This is a genomic window from Mesorhizobium sp. KACC 23794 (assembly GCF_052180275.1).
GTDB lineage: Bacteria > Pseudomonadota > Alphaproteobacteria > Rhizobiales > Rhizobiaceae > Kumtagia.
Map to the genome: position 1 here is coordinate 6,361,341 of NZ_CP197465.1, position 23,731 is coordinate 6,385,071.

Here is a 23,731-nt window from a genome sequence, read left to right on the forward strand (position 1 = left end):
AAACGCCTTTCACTCGAACGCGGCATCTTCATGAAAAAGATCGGTTTCCTGTCATTCGGGCATTGGACGCCCTCGTCCCAGTCGCAGACGCGATCGGCCGCCGATGCGCTGCTGCAATCCATCGACCTTGCCGTGGCGGCCGAGGAACTGGGCGCGGACGGGGCGTATTTCCGCGTCCATCACTTCGCCCGCCAGCTCGCCTCGCCCTTTCCGTTGCTGGCGGCGGCCGGCGCGAAGACCAGCCGCATCGAGATCGGCACGGCCGTCATCGACATGCGCTACGAGAACCCGCTCTACATGGTCGAGGACGCCGGCGCGGCCGACCTGATCGCCGGAGGACGCCTGCAACTCGGGATCAGCCGTGGTTCGCCCGAGCAGGTCATCGATGGCTGGCGTTATTTCGGCTACGCTCCGCAACAGGGCGAGAGCGACGCAGACATGGCGCGGCGCCACACCAGCGTGTTCCTCGACGTGCTGCGCGGCCAGGGTTTTGCCCAGCCCAATCCGCGGCCGATGTTTCCGAACCCGCCCGGCCTCCTGCGCGTCGAACCGCACTCCGCTGGCCTGCGCGACCGGATCTGGTGGGGTGCTGCCACCAACGCCACCGCGGAATGGGCGGCGAAGCTGGGCATGAATTTGCAAAGCTCGACTCTCAAGTTCGACGAGAGCGGAAAACCCTTCCACGTTCAGCAGGCCGAGCAGATCCGGGTCTTTCGCGCGGCGTGGAAGGCCGCCGGGCACGAACGCGAGCCACGGGTGTCGGTCAGCCGCAGCATCTTCGCCCTCGTGGACGACCGCGACCGGGCGTATTTCGGGGGCAATGAGAGCGACGACCACTTCGGCTACATCGAAGCGGACAGGCTCGCCGTCTTCGGCCGCACCTATGCCGCCGAGCCGGACCTGCTCGTCGAACAGTTGAAGGCCGACGAGGCGATTGCCGAGGCGGATACGCTGCTGCTCACCGTGCCCAACCAGCTCGGCGTCGACTACAACGCCCATGTCATCGAGGCGATCCTGAAGCACGTCGCTCCCGCGCTCGGCTGGCGCTGACGGTTCTTGCGCAAACGCCGAAGTGCCGTCGCCGAAAGCCCGTGACCGAAGTGAAGCGAGACGTCAGGCGAGAGGCATCCCCGCGATCGGCAGGGCCGCCGGCGCAGCAACCGTCGGCGTCACGTAGCTGCGCATCGCGACATCCATCATCAGCCAGCCCCAGTTGATGAGCGCTGCCTGCTCCCCTTCCGAGAAGGGGTTGAGGCGGGTCCGCATGTGCGCCAGCCGTGTGATCGTCGCAGGGCTGGCTTTCAGGATCTGCGGCGCCGGATAGGCGGTCGGATCGCCGTCGATGGCCGCGAAGGCTATACCCCGTTTCTCCGCGCCGGACGTCGCGAAGAGCAGCCGCTTGCGCAGTCCGCGCGCCTGGTCGGTCGCGATATCGAGGGCGCGCAGCGCCTGCCTGGGCCACAGGGCGCTGCTCGACTCTTCGGTGCCGAAGGGCGCCCCGGCGTCGCTGACGATGACCGGATTGAAACCGTCCACGGTTTCGAGGCCGAGATTGTCGTACACGCCGCCATCGGTCAGCGACAGCGTGACCGTGTAGTTCCGGTCGCCGTGGTGGATTGCCCCTTCGCGTTTCACCCAGGCGTTCGGGTCCACCACTATGTCGACCGGCGACAGCACGGGCGGGAAGGCGCTGGACGCCGCCACGGCGACCGCCAGCCGGATGTCGGGATTGCGAATCTCGCCGATCGTATAGTCCGCCAGCCGCACCTTCTGCATGCGCACGAGGCGGCCTGTCTGCAGGTTCGTCGCATTGAAGACGAATTGCGGAGTGTCCGGCAGATCCTGCAGCGTCTTGCCCTGGAACAGATCGTCATAGGTGTCGGCCAGAATGTCGCCGATGGACTTGCCGGGCAGAAGGCTTCCCAAGCCGACGGACATCGTATCCACCGAACGGCGGCAGAAGGCGCGCAGCGGCTCGATCACTTCCGGCTGAAGATTGGTGAAGCGATCGCCATCCCTCTGCAGGCGCGGCCAGGCCGCCGCGAGCATGCCGCTGGCGATCGAGCCACCGGACACGCTGGAGATGCGGCTCAGCTTCGTCAGGTAGCCGAACTCGTTCAGGCGCATCAGCGCACCGCAATGGAACAATGTCGCCCTGAAGCCGCCGCCGGACAAGGCGAGCGCCGGAGTCTTGCGGTCCACCGTCTCGGACGCCTGCGCCATTGTCCCTCTCCTCATGAAACGATGTTGACCAAGGGATCGCCGGGCATCCCGGCCTCACCCGCACTGCCCAATGCAAGCATGCCATTGCTTCCGCAGAGGGCGTCTATCGAAACCTTCAATTCCAGGACGCCCCTGCCCGGAGCGCTTTTTCCAGTTTTAACCACCGTTCAGGCGTCTCAGGCCGGCGAAACCCGGCACACCGGCGAGCAGGATCGTGATCCGGGCGGGGCTTCCCGCGGCGGCGCACGGTGCCGGCATCGAGCGCCGCGAGAACCCGTCGGGTCCGGACGCCAGTATATGCGCGCAGGCGGATGGAACGATCCGCGCAGGTCCTGATGCATCGCGTTCCTCCTTGTCTTTCACGGTAACCGGCGCCGTATGAAGTGCGGACGAAGCCGCCCGGGCGTTGGGGCACGCCCGAACGGCTCCGTTGCCGCGCGACCGGGAATGGGAGAACCGAAGTCGCGCTAAGCCGTGAAACCGGATGACCTGCGAACAGGCCGTCCGGCCTTCGAATGAAGGCAATTCCGGTCCGATACACCGGCGCCGCCTTCGTTCGAAGCAGCTTGGGGAAACTTTAAAATCCCGCGCGTGAATTCACCGTGAGTTGGACCTTGCCGCAGTCATGCGTTCCGGTTTCACGATGGCTTCACGCAAGGGATCGAACAATGCTGGAAAGCAGGGGTGCAGGGTCGGGAAGGACTTGGACATACTCGGCATCGGCAAGAATTGCCGCTGCCGCAAGGGTGCCGTGCAGCCTGGCCAAGCTGTCGCTGTCGGCAATGTCGATGACTACCCGCCTTGATTGTTGAAAGTTCCGGTCACTAGACTGTTACGGCTTTGCGTCGACGCGAAATTGCATTCACTATCGATAATTCGGTTCGGAGGGGAACATGGGTGAGCATGGCGGTGTGATGGGCGTCAGCCTTGCAGGGCTTGGCCGGGCGAAACTGGAGACCAAGGGCGTCGCCATGATGGCCATGGCGCGGGAGCGACCCGAGGCCCCCGAGCCCGTGATGCCGCCCGGCTTCCGCAATTTCGGCAAGCCTGGCGCAGCCAATCCGGGCGATCTCTATGCAGGGTTGGACAGCGCCTGGGAGACCCAGACGATGTTCGCGAAGCTGGCGCGGCGTCTCGCCAAGCGGCATCGCTTCAAGGACGGGGTCCTGTCGGACAATGCGACGAACTTCAATCCGAATATCCCGGCGGGCTACACCTATTTCGCGCAGTTCGCGGCGCATGACACCATCCGGAACTCGTCGCTGACGGTGAGCCTTTCCGGCGCGGAAGAGGATCGCCGCAACCTTCGGGAACGCAGCCTGCTCCTGCACACGCTTTATGGCGGCGGTCCGGGGTTCAGCGAATTCCTCTATCAGGTGCCGAAAAAGGGTGAAGGCTATCGGACCATGTTGAGGACCGGCCCGATCGGCAAAGCTCCTGCCAACGCAAAACCGCCTCCCAAAGGCACTTGCCCCTACCCGCATCGCGACATCCCCAGGCTTCAGCAGGCCGATCTGAGCGACGCCGTCCAATCCGGCCGGCCGGACATCCTGCTGCCCGATCAGCGCAATGACGACAATGCGCTGGTCGCTCAGGTTACCGCCCTGTTCCACCACATTCACAACGCGGTCGTCACGGCCCTGCGGGCTTTGCCCAATATGCCGGTTTCCGGCCAGTCCGGCCCCAAGGGGCTGTATCTGTTCGAGAATGCCCGCCTCGTCACCACGGCGCTCTATCGCAGCGCAGTCAGAAACGACCTTCTCGAAAAACTTCTGCTGCCCTCGGTGGCGGAGCGCTATCGCGCCAACGGCTTCAAGCCGCTCGCCGACGTGAAAGGCCTCGGCATACCCGTTGAGTTCTCGCACGCCGCCTTCCGGCTGGGGCATTCGATGGTGCGGCTTTCCTACGAGTTCAACGACGAGCACGTTGGAGGAGAGGGCGTCCGCGACGTGCTGCGAACCACCTCGTCGCGCCGGTCGAACAAGCTGCCGCCCGCGACGAACTGGATCGCCGACTGGTCGAAATTCTTCAAGATCGGCAGCGCCGACCCGCAGTTCAGCCGTCGTATCGGCCCCTGCTTCAACGATGTGATGATCGGCAACGGCGATTTCGCCAACGGTCTTGTCGGCCCGAACGGGCTCGGACCGCTCGGGCCGGCTGAACTTGCCAAGCTGTCCGCTGAAGACCGGGCGAAACTTCCGGCAGCCAACCTTTCCGGCCTGTTGCTGCGCGATCTGATCCGCGGCGCGGTCGGTGGCCTGTTGACCCTGGACGCGATCGTTCGCGTTCTGCCTCCCGGCATCCGCAAGACGGCGCCGCTGCTGGTGAACCCCAACGAACGCGCCAAGGTGCTGCGGAAATGGCTCGCCGATACGGATGTCGTCTTTTCCGACGAGGAGCTCGATCATCTGTCGACCAATCCGCCGTTGATCCTGTGGTTGCTCTTCGAAGCCGCCGAAGAGGCCAACGGGTGCAGTCTCGGCACGCTTGGCTCGATCATTATCGGCGACGTGTTCGCCGCCGGCCTTTCCGAGTCCGACGATGAAATCGAATCGAACCCGATGACGGCGACGCTGCTGGGGCTGCTTTTCCCCGACGGCGCCCCGCGAACGATGCCAGGCCTGATCAAATTCACGGCCAAGACCCTTCAATTCGAAAACGTCATGCCGCGTTTCCTCACGCTGCCCGATCAGATTCCAACCGCATAGGAGCCAGACATGCCAGATCCAGTCGACAATCCCGACGTTCTTCCCGAGCCGATGAAGATCCTGAACTTCAAGGAAGCGGGCATGAAGGTGGTGCAGTGGGCGCAGGACCCGAGCACGCGCCCGCGTGACCTCGCCGAATTCAAGCAGCAGCTCGCCGGCCTCGTCCACGTCCCGGACCGGTTCCAGGAAATACAGATCATGCAGGGCTATGACCACGTCTTCTTCCTGCGCCTGCCGCCCAAGAATCAGGTGACCAAGTCCCACGAGCAGCTCGCGAACGAGACCGACGACATGAGCGAGTACGGGATTCCCGATTTCTATTTCGACGCTTTCGAGCACCCCGAAAATTTCAACCGTGAGGATTTCTTCTTCTCACGCATCGCTGACTATACGATCCGGGGCTGCCGCTGACTGGCGCTTGCCGAGGGACCTGTGGCTGTCGGGCGGCACCGGCAGACCTGCCAGTGCCAGTCCGCGGCGCAGGCTCGCAGCCACACCCGCATTGACGATCGGGAAGCAGTGCAGCAGCCATTGCGTGATTTCCACGTCGTCCGGCTTTCCGGCGGCGAACCAGTTGGCGCGGACCAGCGCCAGAAACGCCTGCGCCTCGAAACGCGCCGCCTCGATATTGCCGAGCAGGGCGCAGGCGGCGGCCTTCCATGCCCTGATGTAGAAGACCACGTCCTCCGCCTGGTCCGCCGCCTCGATGCATCCGCTGAAATCGTCGAAGATGAAGCGGACGCCGGCCTGATAGCTCCAGTGCAGTTTCGAAACGCCGAGACCGATGTCGAGCGCCATCCTGGACAGCCGTTCCGCATTGTCGAAATCGTCGCAATAGGCAAGACCCAACGATGCCGAGACCAACGTCCACGGATCGTTCGGATTGAGTTCGCAGGCGAGCAGGAAGTTGAGGCCCGCCCGATCCGGTATGCCGTTCATGGCGTAGGACCAGGCGAGGTGGAGCTGGGTGCGCGAGTCGATGGGGTCGATCTGAACCGCCATCTTGGCGAGCCGGAGCGCCTCGACATGGTTCTCGGGCGTGCGGAAGATGCCCGGGAAGATCAGATGCCTGGAGTTCAGGATGCCGGCCACGCCGGAGTAGGCAGGCGCGAAATGCGGCGCCTCGGTGATGATCGAACGGAACAGCGCTTCCGCCTGGGCCTCGTCCTGCGGACGCCAGCGGAAGATCAGTTCCTGTCCCTTGAGCCATTTGTCGAACTGGTCGAGCGAGAGGTCCGGGATGCCCGAGATCCGGGTCAGGCTTTCAGACGACATGCTCACATCCAGCGCGATCGCGATCCGCCGGATGATGCGCTGCTGTGTCTGAAACCAGTCGGCGGCCTCGATCGAGACCTGCTCGCTCCAGATGTAGCGGCCGTTCGACGTATCCTTGAGCGTCAGGATGAAGCGCAGGGAGTCGCGCTCCTCGAAGGCCGTCGCCTCGATCAGGAATGCCGGCCTTCGCACGTCGGGAGGCAGCTTGCCGTCGAGGTCGAGGACGGCCCAGTCGCGGAAGCGAACAAGCGAGGCGACGATCTCGCGGCGAAGGATCCGCACCGAGGCCGAGGCCGCCGCCGTGGTGACGCCCGTCGCCTCGAACTCGCCGACGAACAGGAAGAAAGCCTGGCTCTGCTGGGGTTGCGGTTGCGGCTGGGGACCGGGAATGGCGATAAGATTCAGCGCGGCCGCCCCACGCTCCCTTCCCTGGCTCCATGTGTCCGCGGTGCCGGCATCGCGCGACGGGCCGATCTGCCCCATCTTGATCTCGAAGACGAGATCCTGCGTCTTCTCCGACGGCTCGCTGTCGAACTCCTCGTCGAGGATATCCCACAACGACTTGTAGAGGCGCAGCGCGCCCGCCGAATCGCCGAGCCGGGCAGATGCCTCCATAGCCGCCCGGCAACCGGTTTCATGCGTCGGATCGAGATTGAGCAGCGCCAGGCCGGCCCGTTTCAGCCGGGTCATGTCGGTCTCCCCGACCGTCATACCTTCGAGAGCGCCGACGAACTCGTTGTGGATGCACTGGCGCTGCACCATCAGCCAGGCACGGAAAGCCGGGTCGAGATCCTCGAAACCCGCCAGGAAATTTTCAGAAAGCCGCTTGCTGTCGAGCAGGACGGGATCGGTGGAGCCCGATCTCAAAGTCTCGCGGACGGAGCGCAGGTCGACGTCGACATCGGACATGCGCAGCGAGACGTTCAACCGGTCCGCCGCGAAAGGGCTGTTGGCGTGGACGGCCATGCAGTTCTTCAAATCGCTGATGGTCTGGCGCAGCGACGCACGCGCCCGCTCCTCGGTGGATTCGCTCCACAGAAGACCCGCCAGCCTTTCGCGGCTTTCCGATCCATGGGTGGTGTTTGCAAGGTAAGCGCACAGCGCCATGGACTTGCGATTGACGATCGGCACCTCGGTGCCGCCGAAGGTCAAAGCCGGCTTGCCGAATGTCGTCAGGCGAAACATCGCCGCCCCGCGCGACAGGCGGAGCGGTCCAGTATCTCCCTGCACGATCTGGCGCTGCATTTCGTCCCCAAGTAAACCGATCAGATTTTCAGAACAACTCGATACTGTCGGCAGGCACGGCGTTTTGCAACGATTCCCCGACCGCGTCGGCCAGCCGCCGGCTGACGAATCGGGCGGGATATGGCTGCAGGCCTGGCACGACAACCCTTGCTACCGGAACGCCGAACGCCGCGCGCGTCAAATCGACGGCGAAAGCATGGAAGCCGTGCTCCGCGAGGCGCCGAAGCGTTTCCGACACGGCTTCCTGTGGCGTGCGGGGGCCGGCCGCGCGTAGGGATAGGGCGCCGAGCAGCCCGCCGGCGAGGCGGGGGCCCGCGATCGAGATGGCGGACATCCGTTGCTCGACGGCCAGATCGGCCTCGCTGAGTTCACCGACGCCCAGCCTTGCGCGCTTGGCCGAGACCAGTTCCTGGCCGAGTTCCATCTGGCACATTTCGAGGATGGCGGCCCGGCAGGCCCGCCCGGCGTCGGGATTGCAGGCATAACCGCCGGCGAACCGTCGTCCGCCCGCGTCGAAGGAGATGGCCGCGACACACGGAATTCCAAGGTCGCCCGAGATGTCCAGCAGCGACGTGACGCGCTCCCGCGAGCCTTGGCGGATATCGGCGAGCAGTTCCGGCACACCCAGTTCGGCTAGGACCTCCAAGGCGATCGGGCTGCCCCGGCTGGCGCCTTTCCACCACATCGCCACGGCGTCGCGCTCCAGCAGTTCGAACAGGGCCGAGGCGACCGCCGCGGTCCAGGTCGGGCCGGCCGCGCACCCGCTGCTCAGGGCAAAGCGTCTTGCGTCCTCGTCGCCGCCTGCTTGGTCCCGCACGACGATGCTGGCGGGCAACCATCCCGCCGTGTCGTCCGACAGGCTTCGGGCTGCGATCCAGTCGATACGGTCCGCCGCGTCGTCGCCGGTCAGCTCGAGCAAGGAATTCGTGACGGAGGCATCGCCCCAGGGCTCGACCTCCGCGTATGAACCGGTCCTCATCCGGTCGGAATCGTCGCGGAACTGCGAGAGATATTCGACACCCTCGCCGACGCAGGCCTCGAACGCCTGGCGCGCCGTCGCGCCCGCCCCGACAAGGCTCGCAGGCCTGCCGGCCGCTCCGCGGGCGTCGCCTCGCGGACGCGCGGTGGCACCGAAGAACGTAAGCCCGGGCGCGCTGCGGGACCGCAGCCGGAAGATGCCGAATTCCGCCGCCGCCCGCAGCAGGGCGACACGGTTGTCCAGCATAGCCGAATCGTCAGGCCGCGAAGCATCCGCCGATGCATAGTCGAAGACCTTCAGGAATTTCTCGACCCGGGCCTTCGCCGCGTCGTCGAGGTCGCGTTCCCCGGCAAGATGGCGTGCCGCCTGTCGGAAGATGCCATCGTCATCTTTACTGTCCGGTTGCATATCCATCAGCGATCAGTTCCGGCCATACATTCTCGAAGACATCGCCGAACCCTTGAAGAAAGGGCATATAAATCACTCTTTTCAAGACCAATCCGCTTTTGATTTCTGCCGACCGCCCGAAAGTCTCGCAAAGACTTGCGACATCTATTGCGGTGTCGTCACCGCTTTCACGCTGGCTTCACGCGGTCTCATCCAACATGCATTCAATCACATCGGGTGGGCTGCGGTCGACGATTTTCGATTGTCTGGTGCGAGATATCATCATGACGGGGCGGCGCGCCGGTCTTCCCCAGGCGTCTCGCAGGGCAGAATCGAAGAGGCAAGTCGGCAACCCGGACAAAGGCAGGATCGGCTATGTGGCGTTCCAAGCGAATCGGCATTCTCAACGGCTTCATCCTGGCTCTCGGCCTGTCCGCGGCGACCGCACCGGCTGTCGCGAAAGACCTGGTCGCAAAACCGCTGGCGTGTTCGGGAGATGGACTCTTCGACTGGTCCGCCCACAAGGACGACGACAACGCGCCGGCCAACAACATCAGCGGCATCGATTGCGAAGCGACGGGCCAGGGCTGGCATTGCGTTGCGGTCGCCGACGAAGAGGTTTCGATAACCCTCTTCGATCTGCAGCGCGGCGACAATGGCGGCCTGGCATGCGTGCCCGGACGGCAATTCAGCAGCGCAAGCACGAACCCTGATCACGACTTCGACTGCTTCGGCTCGGATTCGAATAAAGAGCGCGATTTCGAAGGCGTCACCCTGGACAAGGGCGCCATCGTCGCGACGGGATCGTGGGGGATGAGCCGCAAAAAAGCGGAACTGAGGCCCCGAAACTGGACAGTCTACAAGAAGGAGAAGGACGACGGCTCGGACTGCGTCCGGCGCAAGCGGGGAGACCTCAAGGCGATCGTCGAATCGGCGCACGAACCCGTCCTCGACGGGGCGGTCGATCGCAGCCTGCAATGCGGCGGCCTCAACATCGAGGGCCTGACGAAGCATTCCGGCGGTTATCTCTTCGGCCTGCGCAGTCCTGCCGATCGGGAGGGCGGCGTTGCCTATGTTCTCAATGCTTCCGAGAAGGTCGTCTTTGACGGACCGGACCAGGACAACAGGGCATCGCTTCACGCCATCGCTTTTGCCGGCGCCGACGGCAAGCCGGTCGAAGGGATCGGCATACGCGGGCTCGACGAGATCGGCGGCAAGGTCGTCATCCTGACCGGCAATGCCGGGGTGGACGGAGCCAGCGATGCGCTGGCGGTGTCGCTCCAGCCTGAAAATGGCTGCCAGGACGCGATGCAGGCCGATCCGCCCTATCCGAACCGGGAACTCGCCGGCCTCGCTCCGATGCTCTGGTCCTGGGTGCCGGGCGAGGCATCCGCGAAACTCATCGGGAAGGTGGGGGGAGATTCCGCGACGCGCAAGCTGGAAGGAGTCGCCGTGCTGGAGAGACCGGACGGGAAGACCGACATCGTGCTCGCGATCGATTCGCCAAACGAGACAGACGGTCCGCTGGCGGTGATCTCCGACCTGACCATCCCCTAAGTCCAAACAGGAACAGAGTCTTCGACCGTACCCGGCGCTCAAGCCGGCCGCCCAAGGAGGAAGTCCATGCCCCAATTCGCTAGGAAAGTGCTGTGGGTCGTCGGCATGACCACCGCCGCACAGGAGAGCCGCCTGCTGAATCACGCGCAGGCCTGCCGTGCCGACGCCGTCTGCATCCGCACCACCAATTCCCGATTGAGCAATGCCATCGGACGGTTTCATGCAGCCGGGATCAAAGTCTATGGCTGGCGGTGGCCAGCGGTGCGGCCGACGACCGCCGCGGCCCACTATTTCGCGATCGACGAGGCGAACCACGTCGCACAGGCACTGATTCCGAATGGCCTGGACGGCTATATCGCGGACCCCGAGGCGGACAGCAATCCCGCCGCCTTGAACTACTGGAACAACCCGGCGCTCGGCCCGCTCGCGCGCAACTATTGCGCGATCATCAAGACCGCGGCCGGTGCAAATTTTGCCTTCGGCGTCACCTCGGGATGCATCTATCCCACCAACCGGCCCAATATCCCCTGGGCCGAGTTCGTCAATGCGAGCGACGCCCTGTTTCCGCAATCCTACTGGCGGGCGAATATCGGCGGCCACTCGACGAACATCAATGGCGGCAATCCGGTCGCCGCCGTCAATCGTGGCCTGAACAGTTGGCAAGCGATCGCAGGCGGCAAGCCGATCGTGCCGATGGCTGGAGAGATAGACCTGACGACGGCCGTCGAACTGGGCCAGTACGGCGCCCATCTCCAGCATTTGAACATCGACCAGTTCCACTTCTACGCCGACAGCAGCAGCGTCTCCGCCGCCCGGCTCGCAGCCATAGCCGCGATCTGAGCGTCGGACGGGCCTGTCGGCCTACCGCAGCGGCAGATCCTTCGAACCGGGCGTGAATTGTGACCATGTCTTTGCATACGAGCCTATCGCAGGCGGCAAGCAGGAGGAATTATCGCCATGCCGACGACCAGGGAACTCAGCGGCCCCGCATGGGTGACGCGCTTCCCCGACGCGGGAACGACCGACGCCCTGGCCGACGCCTTCCGTCCGGGATGCGAAGCCTTCATCGCCGCGATGCGCGAAGCCGGCGCAACGGTGACGGTCAATTCGACCCGCCGTCCCAAGGAGCGCGCCTACCTGATGCATTATGCCTGGCGCATTCACATGAAGACGCTCAACCCGCAGAACGTCCCGGCGATGGCGGGCGTCGGTATCGAATGGCAGCATCGGACGGGTGGCGGATCGGTCGACCTGACGAAATCCCGTCAGGCGGCTTCGGCCATGGTCGCGGCATACCATATCGCCTTCCAGCCTGCGCTGAACAGCCGCCACGTCGAAGGGCTCGCCATCGACATGACCATCCGGTGGTCCGGCACGCTCAAGATCAAGGCGAGCGACGGGACCGAGCGGACGATCACCGGGGCGCCGCGCGACGGCGGCAATATCACGCTTCGCAAGGTGGGCAAGAGCTACGGCGTGACCAAGCACCCCACCGACCCGCCGCACTGGTCTACCGACGGCAGATAGGCGTTCGGCATGGGCAGGCGACGAACGGATTGCTGCGGTGCTGCGGACATGGCGACGGCCGGCCGCGGCCCGGAACTTCGCATCGAATGGCTCTGAAACCACACGCTAGGGGAGGTTTCCATGGCTGCTTCCGAACGATGGCCGGTCCTTGACGAGGACACGGTCCACCGATTCGTCACCCAGACCTTCGGCCGTGCGCGGCGCACCCAGGACAGTCCGGTCGCACCCGACGTCTGGATTGCCCTGATCGCCCGCGCCGAACAATCCGCGCGGGCACGCCATGCGAAGAAGGCGGCCCCCGACGGCAAGGTCGACATCCTGCTCACGCCCTGGAACGGCGCGTCGCCCGGCGAAATTGCCGCCTATCTGCGCGCAGGTTCCCAAGAACGCCGCGATGCGCAGGCCGAGATGGTTGCGCTCAACGGCGGCTTCGTCGTTGCCGCCGCCGATATCGGCGCAATCGTCCAGCTGATCATTCCGATGACAGAATGGTGGCAGAAGCTCGACGAGCGATTCTGGTCCGGGGCGACGGACTACAGTTCCTACTGGGAAATGTCGAAGTCTGACGACAGGCTTTCGGACGTGCTGGGCAAGTCGCAGAACGGCGCGATCCAGTATTTTCGGTTCGCCGCGATCGGCGGCTTCATCGAGGCGCTGCGGACCGCCGACATCGCCACCGCGCGCGACCTCGTCGCCACCGTGAAGAAGTTCGCGGCGCTGTCGCGCCGCAGGACCGACCAGTCGGCGCAGGGGCTGGACGCACCGGATCCGGCCGACCCCGGCGGCAAGCCGGTCGAGCCGACGGCCGCCGACCTGGTGAAGCTGATCCGCCCGTTCGAATACGCCTATGCCGGCGAATTGAACGGCAATCTCAGCTATGCTTCCGATTTCGAACCGCTCAACCAGACGGCGGACAGGCAGGTGGGCGAAAGAGGACGGCGCAAGGCGCTGCGCGAACCGCACATCTATGCCGTCAACCTCAATCGGCCGGCCGCGCCCATGCTCGTCGATTCGCGGCGCACGGTGAAGGCGGATGCCGCCCAGCGCCTCTTCGACATCGACACCGGCGACCTCGCCGTAGCCGTCATCGACGGCGGCATCGACGCGCTGCATCCCGGATTTCTCGATTGGTCGGTTCCGGACCTGGCGGCGACCCTCCAGAAACTGAACGTCGCCGATGCGGACGCGGGCCAGCCGAGCCAGGGTGCTCCGGACTACGGCCCGACCGAGAAGCAGGAGCGGCTGGCGCGGTCGCGGATCGTCAGGACCTACGACTTCACCCGCTTGAGGAAGATCCAGAACGCCGCCTTCCAGGATGACGCGGCAGCCACTTCGCCCGACATCGCGGCGATCCTCGCCGATCCGGCCTTCGCCGACAACATCGCCCATTTGCGGACCAGGGGCGAGTTCGCACGCGATCTCGACTGGACCATCGTCGAGCCGCTGATCCAACTGCGGCACGACAAGGCCGACACCTACAAGGTGCCGCTGAGCGGCCACGGCACCCATGTAGCAGGCATCCTGGCCGCGGACCTGCGGGAGCCCGAGGACATCAGGACGCCGCTGCAGGGCATGTGCGCCAATCTCAGGCTCTACGATCTGCGGGTGTTCGACGACGACGGCGCCAGCGACGAATTCACCATCCTCAGCGCCGTCGAATTCGTCGGCTGGCTGAACCGCAACCGCGACCACCCGGTCATCCACGGCGTCAACCTGTCGCTGGCGCTGCGCCATTACGTCGACAGCTACGCCTGCGGGCGGACGCCGATCTGCCAGGCCTGCAACCGCCTGGCGGATTCGGGCACCGTGGTTGTCGCCGCCGCCGGCAACACCGGCTTCGACAGCGAGGCACGGCAGCAAAGCATGGGCTCCGGCTATCGCCCGATCACCATTACCGACCCCGGCAACGCGGACGGCGTTATCACGGTGGGCTCGACGCACCGGCGCGATCCCCATGCCTATGGCGTCAGCTATTTCTCCAGCCGCGGCCCGACCGGCGACGGCCGGCGCAAGCCCGATCTCGTCGCACCGGGCGAGAAGATCACCTCTACGGTGCCGGGCGGCAAGACGGAACGCATGGACGGAACCTCGATGGCCGCCCCTCACGTCAGCGGCGCGGCGGTTCTTTTGATGGCGCGCAATCCGGAACTCATCGGCCGGCCGCTGGAGATCAAGGAGATCCTCATGCGGACGGCGACCGACCTGGGGCGGGAACGGGATTTCCAGGGTGCGGGACTGGTCGACGTGCTGCGCGCCCTCCAGTCTGTCTGAAGACGAAGAAGAGTCAGGGAGAAACTCAATATGATCGTGTTCGAAGCCTTGAATGCGCTTTACGGCGACTGTCTGATCCTGCGCTACGAGGACGCGCAGGGCGGGAAGCGCATGTGGGTCATCGACGGCGGCCCCCGCAGCGCACAGGTCGGCGGAAGGCCGCTTTCGGTCTGGCGCGACGTCCTGCTGCCCCGGCTCGCAGAGATCGACCCGGCGCGTCCCTGCATCGTCGATCTGGGCATGGTCAGCCATATCGACGACGACCACATCAACGGCATCGAACGGCTGACGGCGGACCTTGTGGCCAGCCTGCCGCATCCGGGCAACGTGCAATTCAGGCGTTTCTGGTTCAATGCCTTCGACGAGATAGTCGGACCGGCGCCCGCCGGCTCCGCCCAATCCAACGGCGCCATCGCCTTGCAGCTCTCCAACCCGACCGCCGGCCTGCTGCCCGAAGGCGCCCTGGGCCATGACGGCGACGCCGTCACCCAGAGTATCCCACAGGGCAACAAACTGGCGGCGAACCTTCGTTCGCTCGCCCTGCAAGGCAACCATCCGGTCAACGGCGTTGTCGCCGCACGCCCGGGACAGGCCGCGCTAGACATCGACGGGGCCAAGGTGACGATCGTCGGGCCGCTTCAGAACCGGCTCGACCGGCTGCGCGACGAATGGCGCGAGGCCCTTGCCGCGACCACCGAAACGGCACGCGCCGCAGCACTCGCCGACCTCTTCGCCACAAGGCTCGACATCTCGGTGCCCAACCTGTCCTCGATCGTCGTCCTCGTCGAGATCGGCAGCACGAGCATGCTGCTGACCGGCGATGCGCGCGGCGACGACATCGTGACCGCGTGGAAACAGCTCGGCCTTCCGCAGCCGCCCTGCAGGATCGACCTGCTGAAGATGCCGCATCACGGCAGTTCCGCCAACAGCCCGGAAACCTTCATGCGTTTCTTCGAGGCAACGCACTATGTTTTCTCGGCCGACGGCCACCATGAAAATCCCGACCCGCCGGTCCTGGAAGGCCTCGTGAGCATCCACGGCCAGCGTCCCATCATCCTGCATTTCACCAATGCGGATATCATTTGGAAGAAGCCGTATCGGCTGGAACGCGGCGGCGCCGAGGTGAAGACCTTGCCCGAAATGCTGGCAGCCCTCCGCGCCGCCTATCCCGGTCCCTGGACATCGCAGGCGCGGCCGGCCGACAGGCACTCCCTGGAAATCCCGCTGTAAGGTGCGCGCGGAGGCTTTGGCCCGGTCGAAGCCGGACGGACGTCACGTGGTCATCCATCGGCATTTGCAGATCGCCGTTTACATTGGCATAACATTGCTCGGTTATTGCGTTGGTCAAGTCGCAGGAACGGGTCGGGGGTTGCAGATGGAAAATCGGCTTTTCAGGACATCGGCAGCGGCAGCTGCATTGTTCGCCATGTGCGCCGGCGCAGGCGCCACCACGCTGGAGGACGCGCAAGGCGCCTGGGTGATGACCGGCACGAAATGCGCCGACACCTTCAAGCTGGTCGGGAATAATTTCGAATTCCTCGATCGTGACGCATCCGTCAGCACGGGCGTCATCATTTCGGGCAAGAAGATCACCGCGCCCGAGGAGAGTTGCACGGTGGAGAGGGTGAAGGCGGAGAAGGATCACTTCACCGCGCTGCTCGCGTGCTCCGACTCGGTCATGCTCAGCAGCGCGTCCGTGTCGTTCAAGATATTGCCTGACGGCACGCTGGAGCGCTCCGATCCGTCGTTTCCGGACGTGACCTATACCTACGCAAAGTGTGAAGCTTCAGACATGAAGCAATAGACCGGTGGACCGTTAGCCTGCCGGGAGCGATTCTGCGGCAACTAGCTTGTGGCTGCGGCGATCGGAGAACGCTTCGGTCAACGGCGACATCGTATGTCATTCGAGGGGCGGGTCATGGGGTTGCAGGTTCTCGTGGCGGGTGCCGGGCCGGTCGGCCTGACGATGGCATCGGAATTAACGCGCTTCGGTATTTCGGTGCGCGTGGTCGACAAGGCGGCTCAACGCACCGACAAGTCGAAGGCGCTCGTGGTTTGGCCGCGCACGCTGGAACTGCTCCAGCAACTGGCGCCGGTCGACGACTTCATCGCCGCGGGACAGAAGGTGGTCACGGCCAATATGTGGTCCGGCGACGCATCCATCGCCCACATCCACCTCGATGTCGTCGAGACACCCTATCCCTACGCGCTGATGGTGCCGCAATCCGAGACGGAGCGGGTTCTGGAAGAGCGGCTCGGAAGCCTCGGTCTCGTCGTCGAGCGCCAGGTCGAACTGGTGCGGTTCGAGGAAAAAGGCGAAAAAATCGTCTCGGTGCTGCGGCACGCGGACGGACGCGAGGAAACCGTCGAGAGCGATTGGCTCGCCGGATGCGACGGCGCACACAGCACGACACGCCACGGGCTCGGCATGGAGTTCGAGGGCGATACGATCCAGAACGATTTCGTGCTGGCCGACATCCATGTTTCGGGGATGCGTACCGGTCCGCTCGAACTGGACATCCATCTGCATCGTGACGGCGTGCTGGTGTTCTTCCCGATCACCCCCAATCGCTACCGGGTCATCGCCGATCTTGGCGAGGCAAAGGGCACGCGCCCGGCCGATCCGACCCTGGACCAGATCCAGGCGATCATCGACCGGCGTGGCCCGGGCGGCATCACCGTGTCCGATCCGATCTGGCTCTCCGCGTTCCGGATCAACGAACGCAAGGTGCGCGACTATCGCAAGGGCCGGGTGTTCCTGGCCGGCGACGCCGCCCATGTGCACAGCCCCGCCGGCGGCCAGGGCATGAACACCGGCATGCAGGACGCCTTCAACCTCGCCTGGAAGCTGGCGCTGGTCTGCCGCGGCGCCTGCCGGCCGGACCTGCTGGACAGCTATTCGAGCGAGCGCAGCGCGATCGGCGACCAGGTGCTTGCCGACGCGGGCCGGCTTACAGCGATCGCGACGCTGCGCAACCCCCTCCTGCAGACGGTGCGAAACACGGTTGGCCATATGCTGCTCGGCCTGAGGCCGTTGCGCGAGGCGATGGCGGAAAAGCTCACCGAAGTCTCGATCGGCTATGCCGGCAGCCCGCTCAACGGACCGGACGCCGGCGGCCTTGGCGGACCGGGTCCTGGCGAACGCATCCCGCCAGCGGCGGACGGAGCGCGGTGGACCGTCGGCGACGGTCCCCGCTTCGTGCTCTTCGCACCAGAGGGAGACGCCGCGACGGCCCTCTGCCGCGACTTTCCGGACCTGCTCGAGCCGGTCGCGCGGTCGACGCTGGAGCAAGGCGGCATATGGCTGGCCCGGCCGGACGGCTATGTCGCCGCCGCCACGCGCGAAGGCAATATCGCGGTGCTGACCGACTATCTCGGCGCGCTCCGGTCCGCCAGAAAGGGCGTTCCGGGCTGACCGGCACGACCAGGTTTCACGGAACTGATGGACGCAGCTTGGATGACAGGCGGGCAGGCGCCTCGCCTCGCGCCACGATGCGCAAGCCTTAGGACCAAGGCCATCCCGACCTCGACGCGGGCGGCATCGGCAGCCATAAGGGGCTTTCGACCGACGCAGTTCCGCCTGGCCCTGGGCCGCGGTCCGCACAATTCCGGAGTTTCATCCATGCTCGATCCGTCCAACGAACGCACCGCCTGGGATCGCGACCATTTCTTCCACCCGTCGACCCATATGGGCATGCATGCGCGCGGCGAGACCCCGACCAGGGTCATGGCCGGAGGCGAGGGCGTCTACGTCACCGACGTGACCGGTCGAACAAGCCTCGATGCCTTCGCCGGCCTCTACTGCGTCAATGTCGGCTACGGCCGCCAGAAGATCGCCGACGCGATCGCCGCGCAGGCGAAGGAACTCGCCTACTACCACGCCTATGTCGGCCACGGCACAGACGCCTCGATCCGGCTCGCGAAGATGATCGTCGACCGTGCGCCGAAGGGCATGTCGAAGGTCTATTTCGGCCTCTCCGGCTCCGATGCCAACGAAACCAACATCAAGCTGATCTGGTACTACAACAACGTGCTGGGCCGGCCCGAGAAGAAGAAGATCATCTCGCGCTGGCGCGGCTACCACGGCTCCGGCGTCATGACCGGGTCGCTGACCGGCCTCGCCCTCTTCCACAACGCCTTCGACCTGCCGCTGGCGCCGGTCCTGCACACCGAGGCGCCCTATTATTTCCGGCGCGAGGATCGCTCGCAGAACGAGGAACAGTTCTCGCAGTTCTGCGCCGACAAGCTTGAAGAGATGATTTTGGCCGAAGGCCCGGACACGATCGCCGCCTTCATCGGCGAGCCGATTCTCGGCACCGGCGGCATCGTGCCGCCACCCGCCGGCTACTGGCGGAAGATCCAGGCGGTGCTCGCGAAATACGACATCCTGCTGGTCGCCGACGAGGTCGTGACCGGCTTCGGCCGCCTCGGCACGATGTTCGGCTCGGACCACTACGGCATCGAGCCCGACCTTATCACCATCGCCAAGGGCCTTACCTCGGCCTATGCGCCGCTGTCCGGCGTCATCGTTTCGGACAAGGTCTGGCAAGTGCTCGTCCAGGGTTCCGACAAGCTCGGGCCGATCGGCCATGGCTGGACCTATGCCGCGCATCCGATCTGCGCGGCGGCCGGCGTCGCCAATCTCGAACTGGTCGACGAACTCGGCCTGGTCGAGAACGCCGGCTCGACCGGCGCCTACTTCCGCGACGCGCTCGCGCAGGCCGTGGGCGGCCACGCCAATGTCGGCGACGTGCGCGGCGACGGCATGCTGGCGGCGGTGGAATTCGTCGAGGACAAGGACGACCGGAAATTCTTCGACGCCTCCGAAAAGATCGGGCCTCGTGTCGCGGCGGCGCTGCTGGAGCGTGGCGTCATCGGCCGCGCCATGCCGCAAGGCGACATACTCGGCTTCGCGCCGCCGCTCTGCCTGACGCGCGAGGAAGCCGACATCGTCGTCGGCGCGACAGCCGACGCGATCAATTCAGTGTTCGCCGCCGCTTAATCCGCGACGGCACGGGACCTGACCGAAACCGACCACGAAACCCAGGCGCCGACCTTATGGCCGGCCCTTCGGCTCACGCCTTGCCCTGGGCGTTGCGCCAGGCAACGTATTCGTCGTGCGCCGCCTCGGTGAGCGGGTAATATTTCCGCAGGTCGCCGCCTTGCGACAGGCGGAAACGCGAAAATTCCTCCCATTCGGCGTGTTCGCTCGCCCGCTCGATGAGCTGCGGCGCCAGCGCCACGGGCACCACCACCACGCCGTCGTCATCGGCGACGATGATGTCGCCGGGCATGACCAGAGCGCCGCCGCAGGCGACCGGCACGTTGACCGCGAAGGGGATGAGGCTGGTCTGCGCGTGATAATTGGGCGTGACGCCTTTCACCCAGATGCCGAGGTCGATCTCCCTGGCCTTGGCGGAATCACGGATGCAGCCGTCGACGACGACGCCCGCGCCCTTGCGGCCCGCAAAGAAGGTCAGCATCATCTCGCCAAAGATGCCGCTCGCCATGTCGCCGCGCGCATCGACCACCACCATGTCGCCGGCCTGCGCGGGATAGAGCACGTGGCGGTGCAATTGAAGCTCCGGATTGTCGTATTCGCTGGCGCCGTAGAGGTCCTCGCGCTTCGGCATCATCTGCAACGTCAGCGCCGGGCCGGCCACCGAGTGACCGGACTTCAGCGGTGTCGGCCCGTGGATATGCGGGTCGCGGATGCCCATCAGGCTGAGTTCGCTGCTGGCGGTGGCGGTGCCGATCGCGGCAAGCGCGTCGGAGAGATGACGCGGCGGGCGGACGATGTCCTTGATGTCTGCGGGGGATTGCACGGAAGAACCTCGATGTTGGAGAAAATAGTTTGAGCTGAGCCGGCCTCAGTTCGCCGCAATGCGCTGGCCGGCGCCGTCGAACACGTGCAAATGGTCTGTCGCCATCGACACCCGGATCGTCTCGCCCGGCTTCTGCCGAATGCGCTCGCGGAACACGCCGACGATGTCGTGGCCGGCGAGCCGCATCAGCACCTGCGTCTCGGAACCCATCGGCTCCACCGTCAGGATTTCTGCCGCCAGCCCGGTCGCATCGAGCGAAAGATGCTCCGGCCGCACGCCAAGGCTGACCTTCTCCCCTTCGCGCCCGCTCCCAAGCGAAGGCACCGGAATCGACACGCCGTCCTCCGGCACGAAATGTCCGCCGGCGATCTTGCCGGAAAGCATGTTCATCGCCGGCGAGCCGATGAAACCGGCGACGAACAGGTTCGCGGGAAAATCGTATAGCTCCAGCGGCGTGCCGACCTGCTCGACGATGCCGTCATGCATGACGACGATGCGGTCGGCCATGGTCATGGCCTCGATCTGGTCGTGCGTGACATAGACGGTGGTGGTCTTCAGCCGCTGATGGTTCTGCTTGATCTCCGAGCGCATCTGCACCCTGAGCTTCGCATCGAGGTTCGACAGCGGCTCGTCGAACAGAAAAACCTTCGGGTTGCGCACCATGGCGCGGCCCATGGCGACGCGCTGCCGCTGACCACCCGAGAGCTGGCGCGGATAGCGCTTCAGGTAGTTTTCGAGGCTGAGCATCTGCGCCGCCTTCGCGACGCGCTGACGGATTTCCTCCTTGGGCGCGCGGGCGAGTTTCAGCGAAAAACCCATGTTCTGCTCGACCGTCATGTGCGGATAGAGCGCGTAGCTCTGGAACACCATGGCGATGTCGCGTTCCTTCGGCTGGACGGTATTGACCACCCGCCCGTCGATGGCGATCTCGCCCGAGGTGATGTCCTCCAGCCCAGCCAGCATGCGCAGCAGGGTCGACTTGCCGCATCCGGACGGGCCGACGAGCACGACGAACTCGCCGTCGGTTATGTCGACCGAAACCCGATGCAGCACTTCCACCGCGCCGTAGGCTTTCCGGGCGTCCCTGATCGAAACTGATCCCACGAAAAATCTCCTGATTGGGGCGCGACGAAATCAATCGTCCCAGCGCGGCGATTTTGCCGGGTTGATGCGGCGGTCGCCCCGGTTCAGGGCGCGAACCTGGTCCATCTCGGCGTCGGTCAGACGGACTTTGAGAGCGGCGAAGTTCGCTTCCAGATTGGTTTTGCTGGACGAGGCGGGAATGACGACGTGGCCCTCGCCCATCAGGAAGGCCAGCGCCGCAGCCGCCGCGCTGACGCCATGCGCCTTGCCGATTGACGCCAGCACCGGGTCGTCATGCACCTTGCCCTTGACCAGCGGCTGATAGGCGGTCAGCGTCAGCCCACGCGAGCGCGCATAGTCCCGCAGCGTCGGCGTCTGCATGTAGGGATGGATCTCCACCTGATCGGTCGCGATGGCGTCGTCGCCGAGCAGCGCGCGGGTGCGCTCAAGATCGGCGATGGGAAAATTCGACACACCGATCAGACGCGCAAAACCCTTCGCCTTGGCCTCGGCCAGCGCCAGCATGTAGTCTTCGAACGGCACAAAATCGTGCTGCGACGGCCAGTGGATCAGCAGCAGGTCGACCCGGTCCATACCAAGTGTTTCGAGGCTTTTCTCGACGCTCGGCATGAAGCTGGCCTTGTCGAGGTTGGTGTCGGCCACCTTGGTGGTGACGAAGAAATCGTCGCGCGGCAGGCCGGAGCGGCGGATCGCGGCCCCGACGGTGCTTTCGGTGTCATAGCTTTGCGCCGTGTCGATATGCCGGTAGCCGACCTCGATGGCGGTGAGGATCGCCGCAACGCCGGCGTCGCCCGTGCGGCCAAACGTGCCGAGGCCGAGTTGCGGGATAGGGGATGCGTAGGTCATGTTTCCTCGATCAACCTTTGGTGGCGCCGGCGGTCAGCCCGCCAATGAAAAGCCGCTGCATGGACAGGAACAGCAGCGCGATGGGCAGCGTCATCACCACCGAGGCCGCCATGACCGCGCCCCAGTCGGTGTTGAATTCGGTCGAGAACTCCGCGAGCCCGATCGGCAGCGTCTTCACCGAGGAATCCGTGGCGAAGCAGAGCGCGAAGATGAACTCGTTCCAGGTGGTGACGAAGGCGTAGACCAGCACCGAGACGATGCCCGGCAGCGACAGCGGCAGGGTGATGCGCAGCAGGCAGCCGAGCCGGCTCGCCCCGTCGATGATCGCTGCTTCCTCAAGCTCGACCGGGATCGCCTTGAAATAGCTGGTCAGCATCCACACCGAGAGCGGCAGGGTGATGATCATGTAGACGAGGATCAGACCCCAATAGGTGTTGACCAGGCCGAGCACGCGCAGCGTGACGAACAGCGGCACGATGATCGCCGCCGTCGGCAGCAACTGCCCGACCAGCACGAAGGACTGCAGCAGCGGCTTGCCCCTAAAGTTGAAGCGGGCGAAGCCGTAGGAGGCGAACACCGCCAGCACCAGCGCCAGCGCGGTGGCACCGATCGAGATCACCAGGCTGTTCAGGAAATAGCGCGGGATGTTCGATTCGAGCAAAACCTTGCGGTAGTTGTCGAGCGTCGGCGCCTCCGGCCACCAGACCGGCGGGATCGTATAAAGCTCGCGCAGCGTCTTCACCGACGACAGCGCCATCCACCAGAACGGGAACAGGCAGACGAACACCACCAGCAGAGAACCGATGACGATCAACGGACGGCCAAGGCCGGGGCGCTTCAGGGTTTCCGCCTTGGCACTCATGGCTGGTCACCGCTGGAAGCGAGGGTCTTGATGTAGACGAACACCACCACGATGGCGACGCCGAAGAACATCACCGAAAGTGCGGCCGCCTGGTTGAACTGCACGCCTTCGAAGGCGGTGCGGAAGATCTGGATGGGCGTGATCAGCGTGCGGTTGGCGGGGCCGCCCCTGGTGATGGCGTAGATGATGGTGATGTGGTTCAGCGCCCAGATCACCAGCAGCAGGGTGACCGCGACGATCACCATGCGCACCTGCGGCAGCATCACGTACCAGACCTCTTCCCAGAAGCTCGCGCCGTCGATGCGCGCCGCCTCGTAGAGGTCGTTGGGAATCGATTGCAGGGCCGCCAGCACCATGATGGCGACGAAGGGGAACATCTTCCACACGTTGATGGCGATCATCACCGGCATCACGGTGCTGCCGTTGGTCAGCCAGCCGACCGGCTCGTCGATGAGGCCGGGCGCGGTCAGCATGTAGTTGATGATGCCGAACTCGGTGTGCAGCATCCACGCCCAGGTGGTGGCCGCGACGATGCCCGGCACGACCCAGGGTACCAGGGTCACCGAGCGCACCAGCGCCCTGCCCCGGAAATTCTGGTTGAGCAGGATCGCCGTCAGCACGCCCAGCACGACCTGGAAGACGATCGAGCCGAACACCCACCACAGTGTGTTCCAGAAGGCGATGGGCGTGGCGCGCGCCGCAAGCACGCGGCGGAAATTCTCCAGCCCGACATACTGGCCCTGGTTGTCGGTGACGCTGAGCAGCGCCGTATAGGCGACCGGATAGGCGATCAGCATCGCCAGCAGCAGCAGCGCCGGCAACACGAACAGGTAGCCTGTCGATTGTCTTAGCATTGTCGGTTACCCGATGAGGGAGCAGCACCCCGGCGGCGGATAGACACCGCCGGGGCACCGGGGAGGAG

Annotated in this window: 19 protein-coding genes; 11 read left to right on the plus strand and 8 right to left on the minus strand. The window is 65.0% G+C overall.

Annotated elements, in window-relative coordinates:
* Positions 1-30: 30 nt before the first annotated feature.
* A complete protein-coding gene (locus ACSBOB_RS30785) occupies positions 31-1,050 on the plus strand; it encodes an LLM class flavin-dependent oxidoreductase (protein WP_442579817.1) in 1,020 nt (339 codons plus the stop codon).
* A gap of 63 nt (positions 1,051-1,113) precedes the next feature.
* Here the strand turns inward: ACSBOB_RS30785 and ACSBOB_RS30790 are convergent, their stop codons facing one another.
* Positions 1,114-2,223 (minus strand): patatin-like phospholipase family protein, encoded by a 1,110-nt coding sequence (locus tag ACSBOB_RS30790; RefSeq protein ID WP_442579818.1) that lies wholly within the window; start codon positions 2,221-2,223, stop codon positions 1,114-1,116.
* Between the two features lie 893 nt (positions 2,224-3,116).
* On the opposite strand from ACSBOB_RS30790, the gene ACSBOB_RS30795 reads away from it, so the two are divergent.
* Together ACSBOB_RS30795 and ACSBOB_RS30800 are read left to right on the plus strand one after the other, a co-directional pair.
* Complete coding sequence (locus ACSBOB_RS30795; protein ID WP_442579819.1) at positions 3,117-4,931, plus strand: peroxidase family protein; 1,815 nt, start codon at positions 3,117-3,119, stop codon at positions 4,929-4,931.
* A 9-nt stretch (positions 4,932-4,940) separates the two neighbouring features.
* On the plus strand, positions 4,941-5,342 hold the full coding sequence (locus tag ACSBOB_RS30800; protein ID WP_442579820.1) for a hypothetical protein: 402 nt from the start codon (positions 4,941-4,943) through the stop codon (positions 5,340-5,342).
* Here ACSBOB_RS30800 and ACSBOB_RS30805 read toward each other — a convergent pair.
* Both ACSBOB_RS30805 and ACSBOB_RS30810 read right to left on the minus strand, forming a co-directional pair.
* Positions 5,304-7,451: a BTAD domain-containing putative transcriptional regulator gene (locus ACSBOB_RS30805; protein ID WP_442579821.1), complete on the minus strand. Its 2,148-nt coding sequence runs from the start codon at positions 7,449-7,451 to the stop codon at positions 5,304-5,306. The two genes, ACSBOB_RS30800 and ACSBOB_RS30805, sit on opposite strands and share 39 nt — an antisense overlap.
* Positions 7,452-7,479: 28 nt before the next feature.
* A complete protein-coding gene (locus tag ACSBOB_RS30810) occupies positions 7,480-8,844 on the minus strand; it encodes a YcaO-like family protein (protein ID WP_442579822.1) in 1,365 nt (454 codons plus the stop codon).
* Positions 8,845-9,192: 348 nt separating this feature from the next.
* Here ACSBOB_RS30810 and ACSBOB_RS30815 point away from each other — a divergent pair, with 348 nt between their 5' ends.
* The 8 genes from ACSBOB_RS30815 to ACSBOB_RS30850 all read left to right on the plus strand — a co-directional run bounded on the left by ACSBOB_RS30815 (position 9,193) and on the right by ACSBOB_RS30850 (position 19,174).
* Positions 9,193-10,374 (plus strand): hypothetical protein, encoded by a 1,182-nt coding sequence (locus ACSBOB_RS30815; RefSeq protein ID WP_442579823.1) that lies wholly within the window; start codon positions 9,193-9,195, stop codon positions 10,372-10,374.
* Between the two features lie 105 nt (positions 10,375-10,479).
* Positions 10,480-11,214 (plus strand): hypothetical protein, encoded by a 735-nt coding sequence (locus tag ACSBOB_RS30820; protein ID WP_442579824.1) that lies wholly within the window; start codon positions 10,480-10,482, stop codon positions 11,212-11,214.
* 117 nt (positions 11,215-11,331) lie between these two features.
* On the plus strand, positions 11,332-11,901 hold the full coding sequence (locus tag ACSBOB_RS30825) for a hypothetical protein (RefSeq protein WP_442579825.1): 570 nt from the start codon (positions 11,332-11,334) through the stop codon (positions 11,899-11,901).
* Positions 11,902-12,021: 120 nt separating this feature from the next.
* On the plus strand, positions 12,022-14,172 hold the full coding sequence (locus ACSBOB_RS30830) for a S8 family peptidase (RefSeq protein WP_442579826.1): 2,151 nt from the start codon (positions 12,022-12,024) through the stop codon (positions 14,170-14,172).
* A gap of 30 nt (positions 14,173-14,202) precedes the next feature.
* Complete coding sequence (locus ACSBOB_RS30835; RefSeq protein WP_442579827.1) at positions 14,203-15,402, plus strand: hypothetical protein; 1,200 nt, start codon at positions 14,203-14,205, stop codon at positions 15,400-15,402.
* A gap of 145 nt (positions 15,403-15,547) precedes the next feature.
* Positions 15,548-15,976, plus strand: coding sequence for a hypothetical protein (locus ACSBOB_RS30840; RefSeq protein WP_442579828.1), 429 nt, complete (start codon positions 15,548-15,550; stop codon positions 15,974-15,976).
* A 93-nt stretch (positions 15,977-16,069) separates the two neighbouring features.
* Positions 16,070-17,587, plus strand: a complete 1,518-nt coding sequence (locus ACSBOB_RS30845) for an FAD-dependent monooxygenase (protein ID WP_442579829.1) — start codon at positions 16,070-16,072, stop codon at positions 17,585-17,587.
* 207 nt (positions 17,588-17,794) lie between these two features.
* Entirely contained in the window at positions 17,795-19,174 is a 1,380-nt protein-coding gene (locus ACSBOB_RS30850) for an aspartate aminotransferase family protein (protein WP_442579830.1), read from the plus strand.
* Between the two features lie 73 nt (positions 19,175-19,247).
* Here the strand turns inward: ACSBOB_RS30850 and ACSBOB_RS30855 are convergent, their stop codons facing one another.
* Genes ACSBOB_RS30855 through ACSBOB_RS30875 form a run of 5 tightly spaced genes read right to left on the minus strand, consistent with a single transcriptional unit; the run spans position 19,248 to position 23,663 of the window.
* Positions 19,248-19,997: a ribonuclease activity regulator RraA gene (locus ACSBOB_RS30855; RefSeq protein WP_442579831.1), complete on the minus strand. Its 750-nt coding sequence runs from the start codon at positions 19,995-19,997 to the stop codon at positions 19,248-19,250.
* Between the two features lie 45 nt (positions 19,998-20,042).
* Positions 20,043-21,101: an ABC transporter ATP-binding protein gene (locus ACSBOB_RS30860; protein WP_442579832.1), complete on the minus strand. Its 1,059-nt coding sequence runs from the start codon at positions 21,099-21,101 to the stop codon at positions 20,043-20,045.
* Positions 21,102-21,131: 30 nt separating this feature from the next.
* Positions 21,132-21,947: an aldo/keto reductase gene (locus ACSBOB_RS30865; protein WP_442579833.1), complete on the minus strand. Its 816-nt coding sequence runs from the start codon at positions 21,945-21,947 to the stop codon at positions 21,132-21,134.
* Positions 21,948-21,957: 10 nt separating this feature from the next.
* Positions 21,958-22,809: a carbohydrate ABC transporter permease gene (locus tag ACSBOB_RS30870; RefSeq protein WP_442579834.1), complete on the minus strand. Its 852-nt coding sequence runs from the start codon at positions 22,807-22,809 to the stop codon at positions 21,958-21,960.
* Entirely contained in the window at positions 22,806-23,663 is an 858-nt protein-coding gene (locus tag ACSBOB_RS30875) for a carbohydrate ABC transporter permease (RefSeq protein WP_442579835.1), read from the minus strand. The genes ACSBOB_RS30870 and ACSBOB_RS30875 overlap by 4 nt, the downstream gene beginning before the upstream one ends.
* Between the last annotated feature and the right edge of the window lie 68 nt (positions 23,664-23,731).

Coding starts and splice junctions, on each gene's coding strand:
- ACSBOB_RS30810 (WP_442579822.1), bottom strand. CDS start 8,844: ATGGATATGCAACCGGACAGTAAAGATGACGATGGCATCTTCCGACAG.
- ACSBOB_RS30875 (WP_442579835.1), bottom strand. CDS start 23,663: ATGCTAAGACAATCGACAGGCTACCTGTTCGTGTTGCCGGCGCTGCTG.
- ACSBOB_RS30830 (WP_442579826.1), top strand. CDS start 12,022: ATGGCTGCTTCCGAACGATGGCCGGTCCTTGACGAGGACACGGTCCAC.
- ACSBOB_RS30785 (WP_442579817.1), top strand. CDS start 31: ATGAAAAAGATCGGTTTCCTGTCATTCGGGCATTGGACGCCCTCGTCC.
- ACSBOB_RS30800 (WP_442579820.1), top strand. CDS start 4,941: ATGCCAGATCCAGTCGACAATCCCGACGTTCTTCCCGAGCCGATGAAG.
- ACSBOB_RS30870 (WP_442579834.1), bottom strand. CDS start 22,809: ATGAGTGCCAAGGCGGAAACCCTGAAGCGCCCCGGCCTTGGCCGTCCG.
- ACSBOB_RS30805 (WP_442579821.1), bottom strand. CDS start 7,451: ATGCAGCGCCAGATCGTGCAGGGAGATACTGGACCGCTCCGCCTGTCG.
- ACSBOB_RS30790 (WP_442579818.1), bottom strand. CDS start 2,223: ATGGCGCAGGCGTCCGAGACGGTGGACCGCAAGACTCCGGCGCTCGCC.
- ACSBOB_RS30835 (WP_442579827.1), top strand. CDS start 14,203: ATGATCGTGTTCGAAGCCTTGAATGCGCTTTACGGCGACTGTCTGATC.
- ACSBOB_RS30850 (WP_442579830.1), top strand. CDS start 17,795: ATGCTCGATCCGTCCAACGAACGCACCGCCTGGGATCGCGACCATTTC.
- ACSBOB_RS30820 (WP_442579824.1), top strand. CDS start 10,480: ATGACCACCGCCGCACAGGAGAGCCGCCTGCTGAATCACGCGCAGGCC.
- ACSBOB_RS30840 (WP_442579828.1), top strand. CDS start 15,548: ATGGAAAATCGGCTTTTCAGGACATCGGCAGCGGCAGCTGCATTGTTC.
- ACSBOB_RS30795 (WP_442579819.1), top strand. CDS start 3,117: ATGGGTGAGCATGGCGGTGTGATGGGCGTCAGCCTTGCAGGGCTTGGC.
- ACSBOB_RS30845 (WP_442579829.1), top strand. CDS start 16,070: ATGTCATTCGAGGGGCGGGTCATGGGGTTGCAGGTTCTCGTGGCGGGT.
- ACSBOB_RS30865 (WP_442579833.1), bottom strand. CDS start 21,947: ATGACCTACGCATCCCCTATCCCGCAACTCGGCCTCGGCACGTTTGGC.
- ACSBOB_RS30815 (WP_442579823.1), top strand. CDS start 9,193: ATGTGGCGTTCCAAGCGAATCGGCATTCTCAACGGCTTCATCCTGGCT.
- ACSBOB_RS30825 (WP_442579825.1), top strand. CDS start 11,332: ATGCCGACGACCAGGGAACTCAGCGGCCCCGCATGGGTGACGCGCTTC.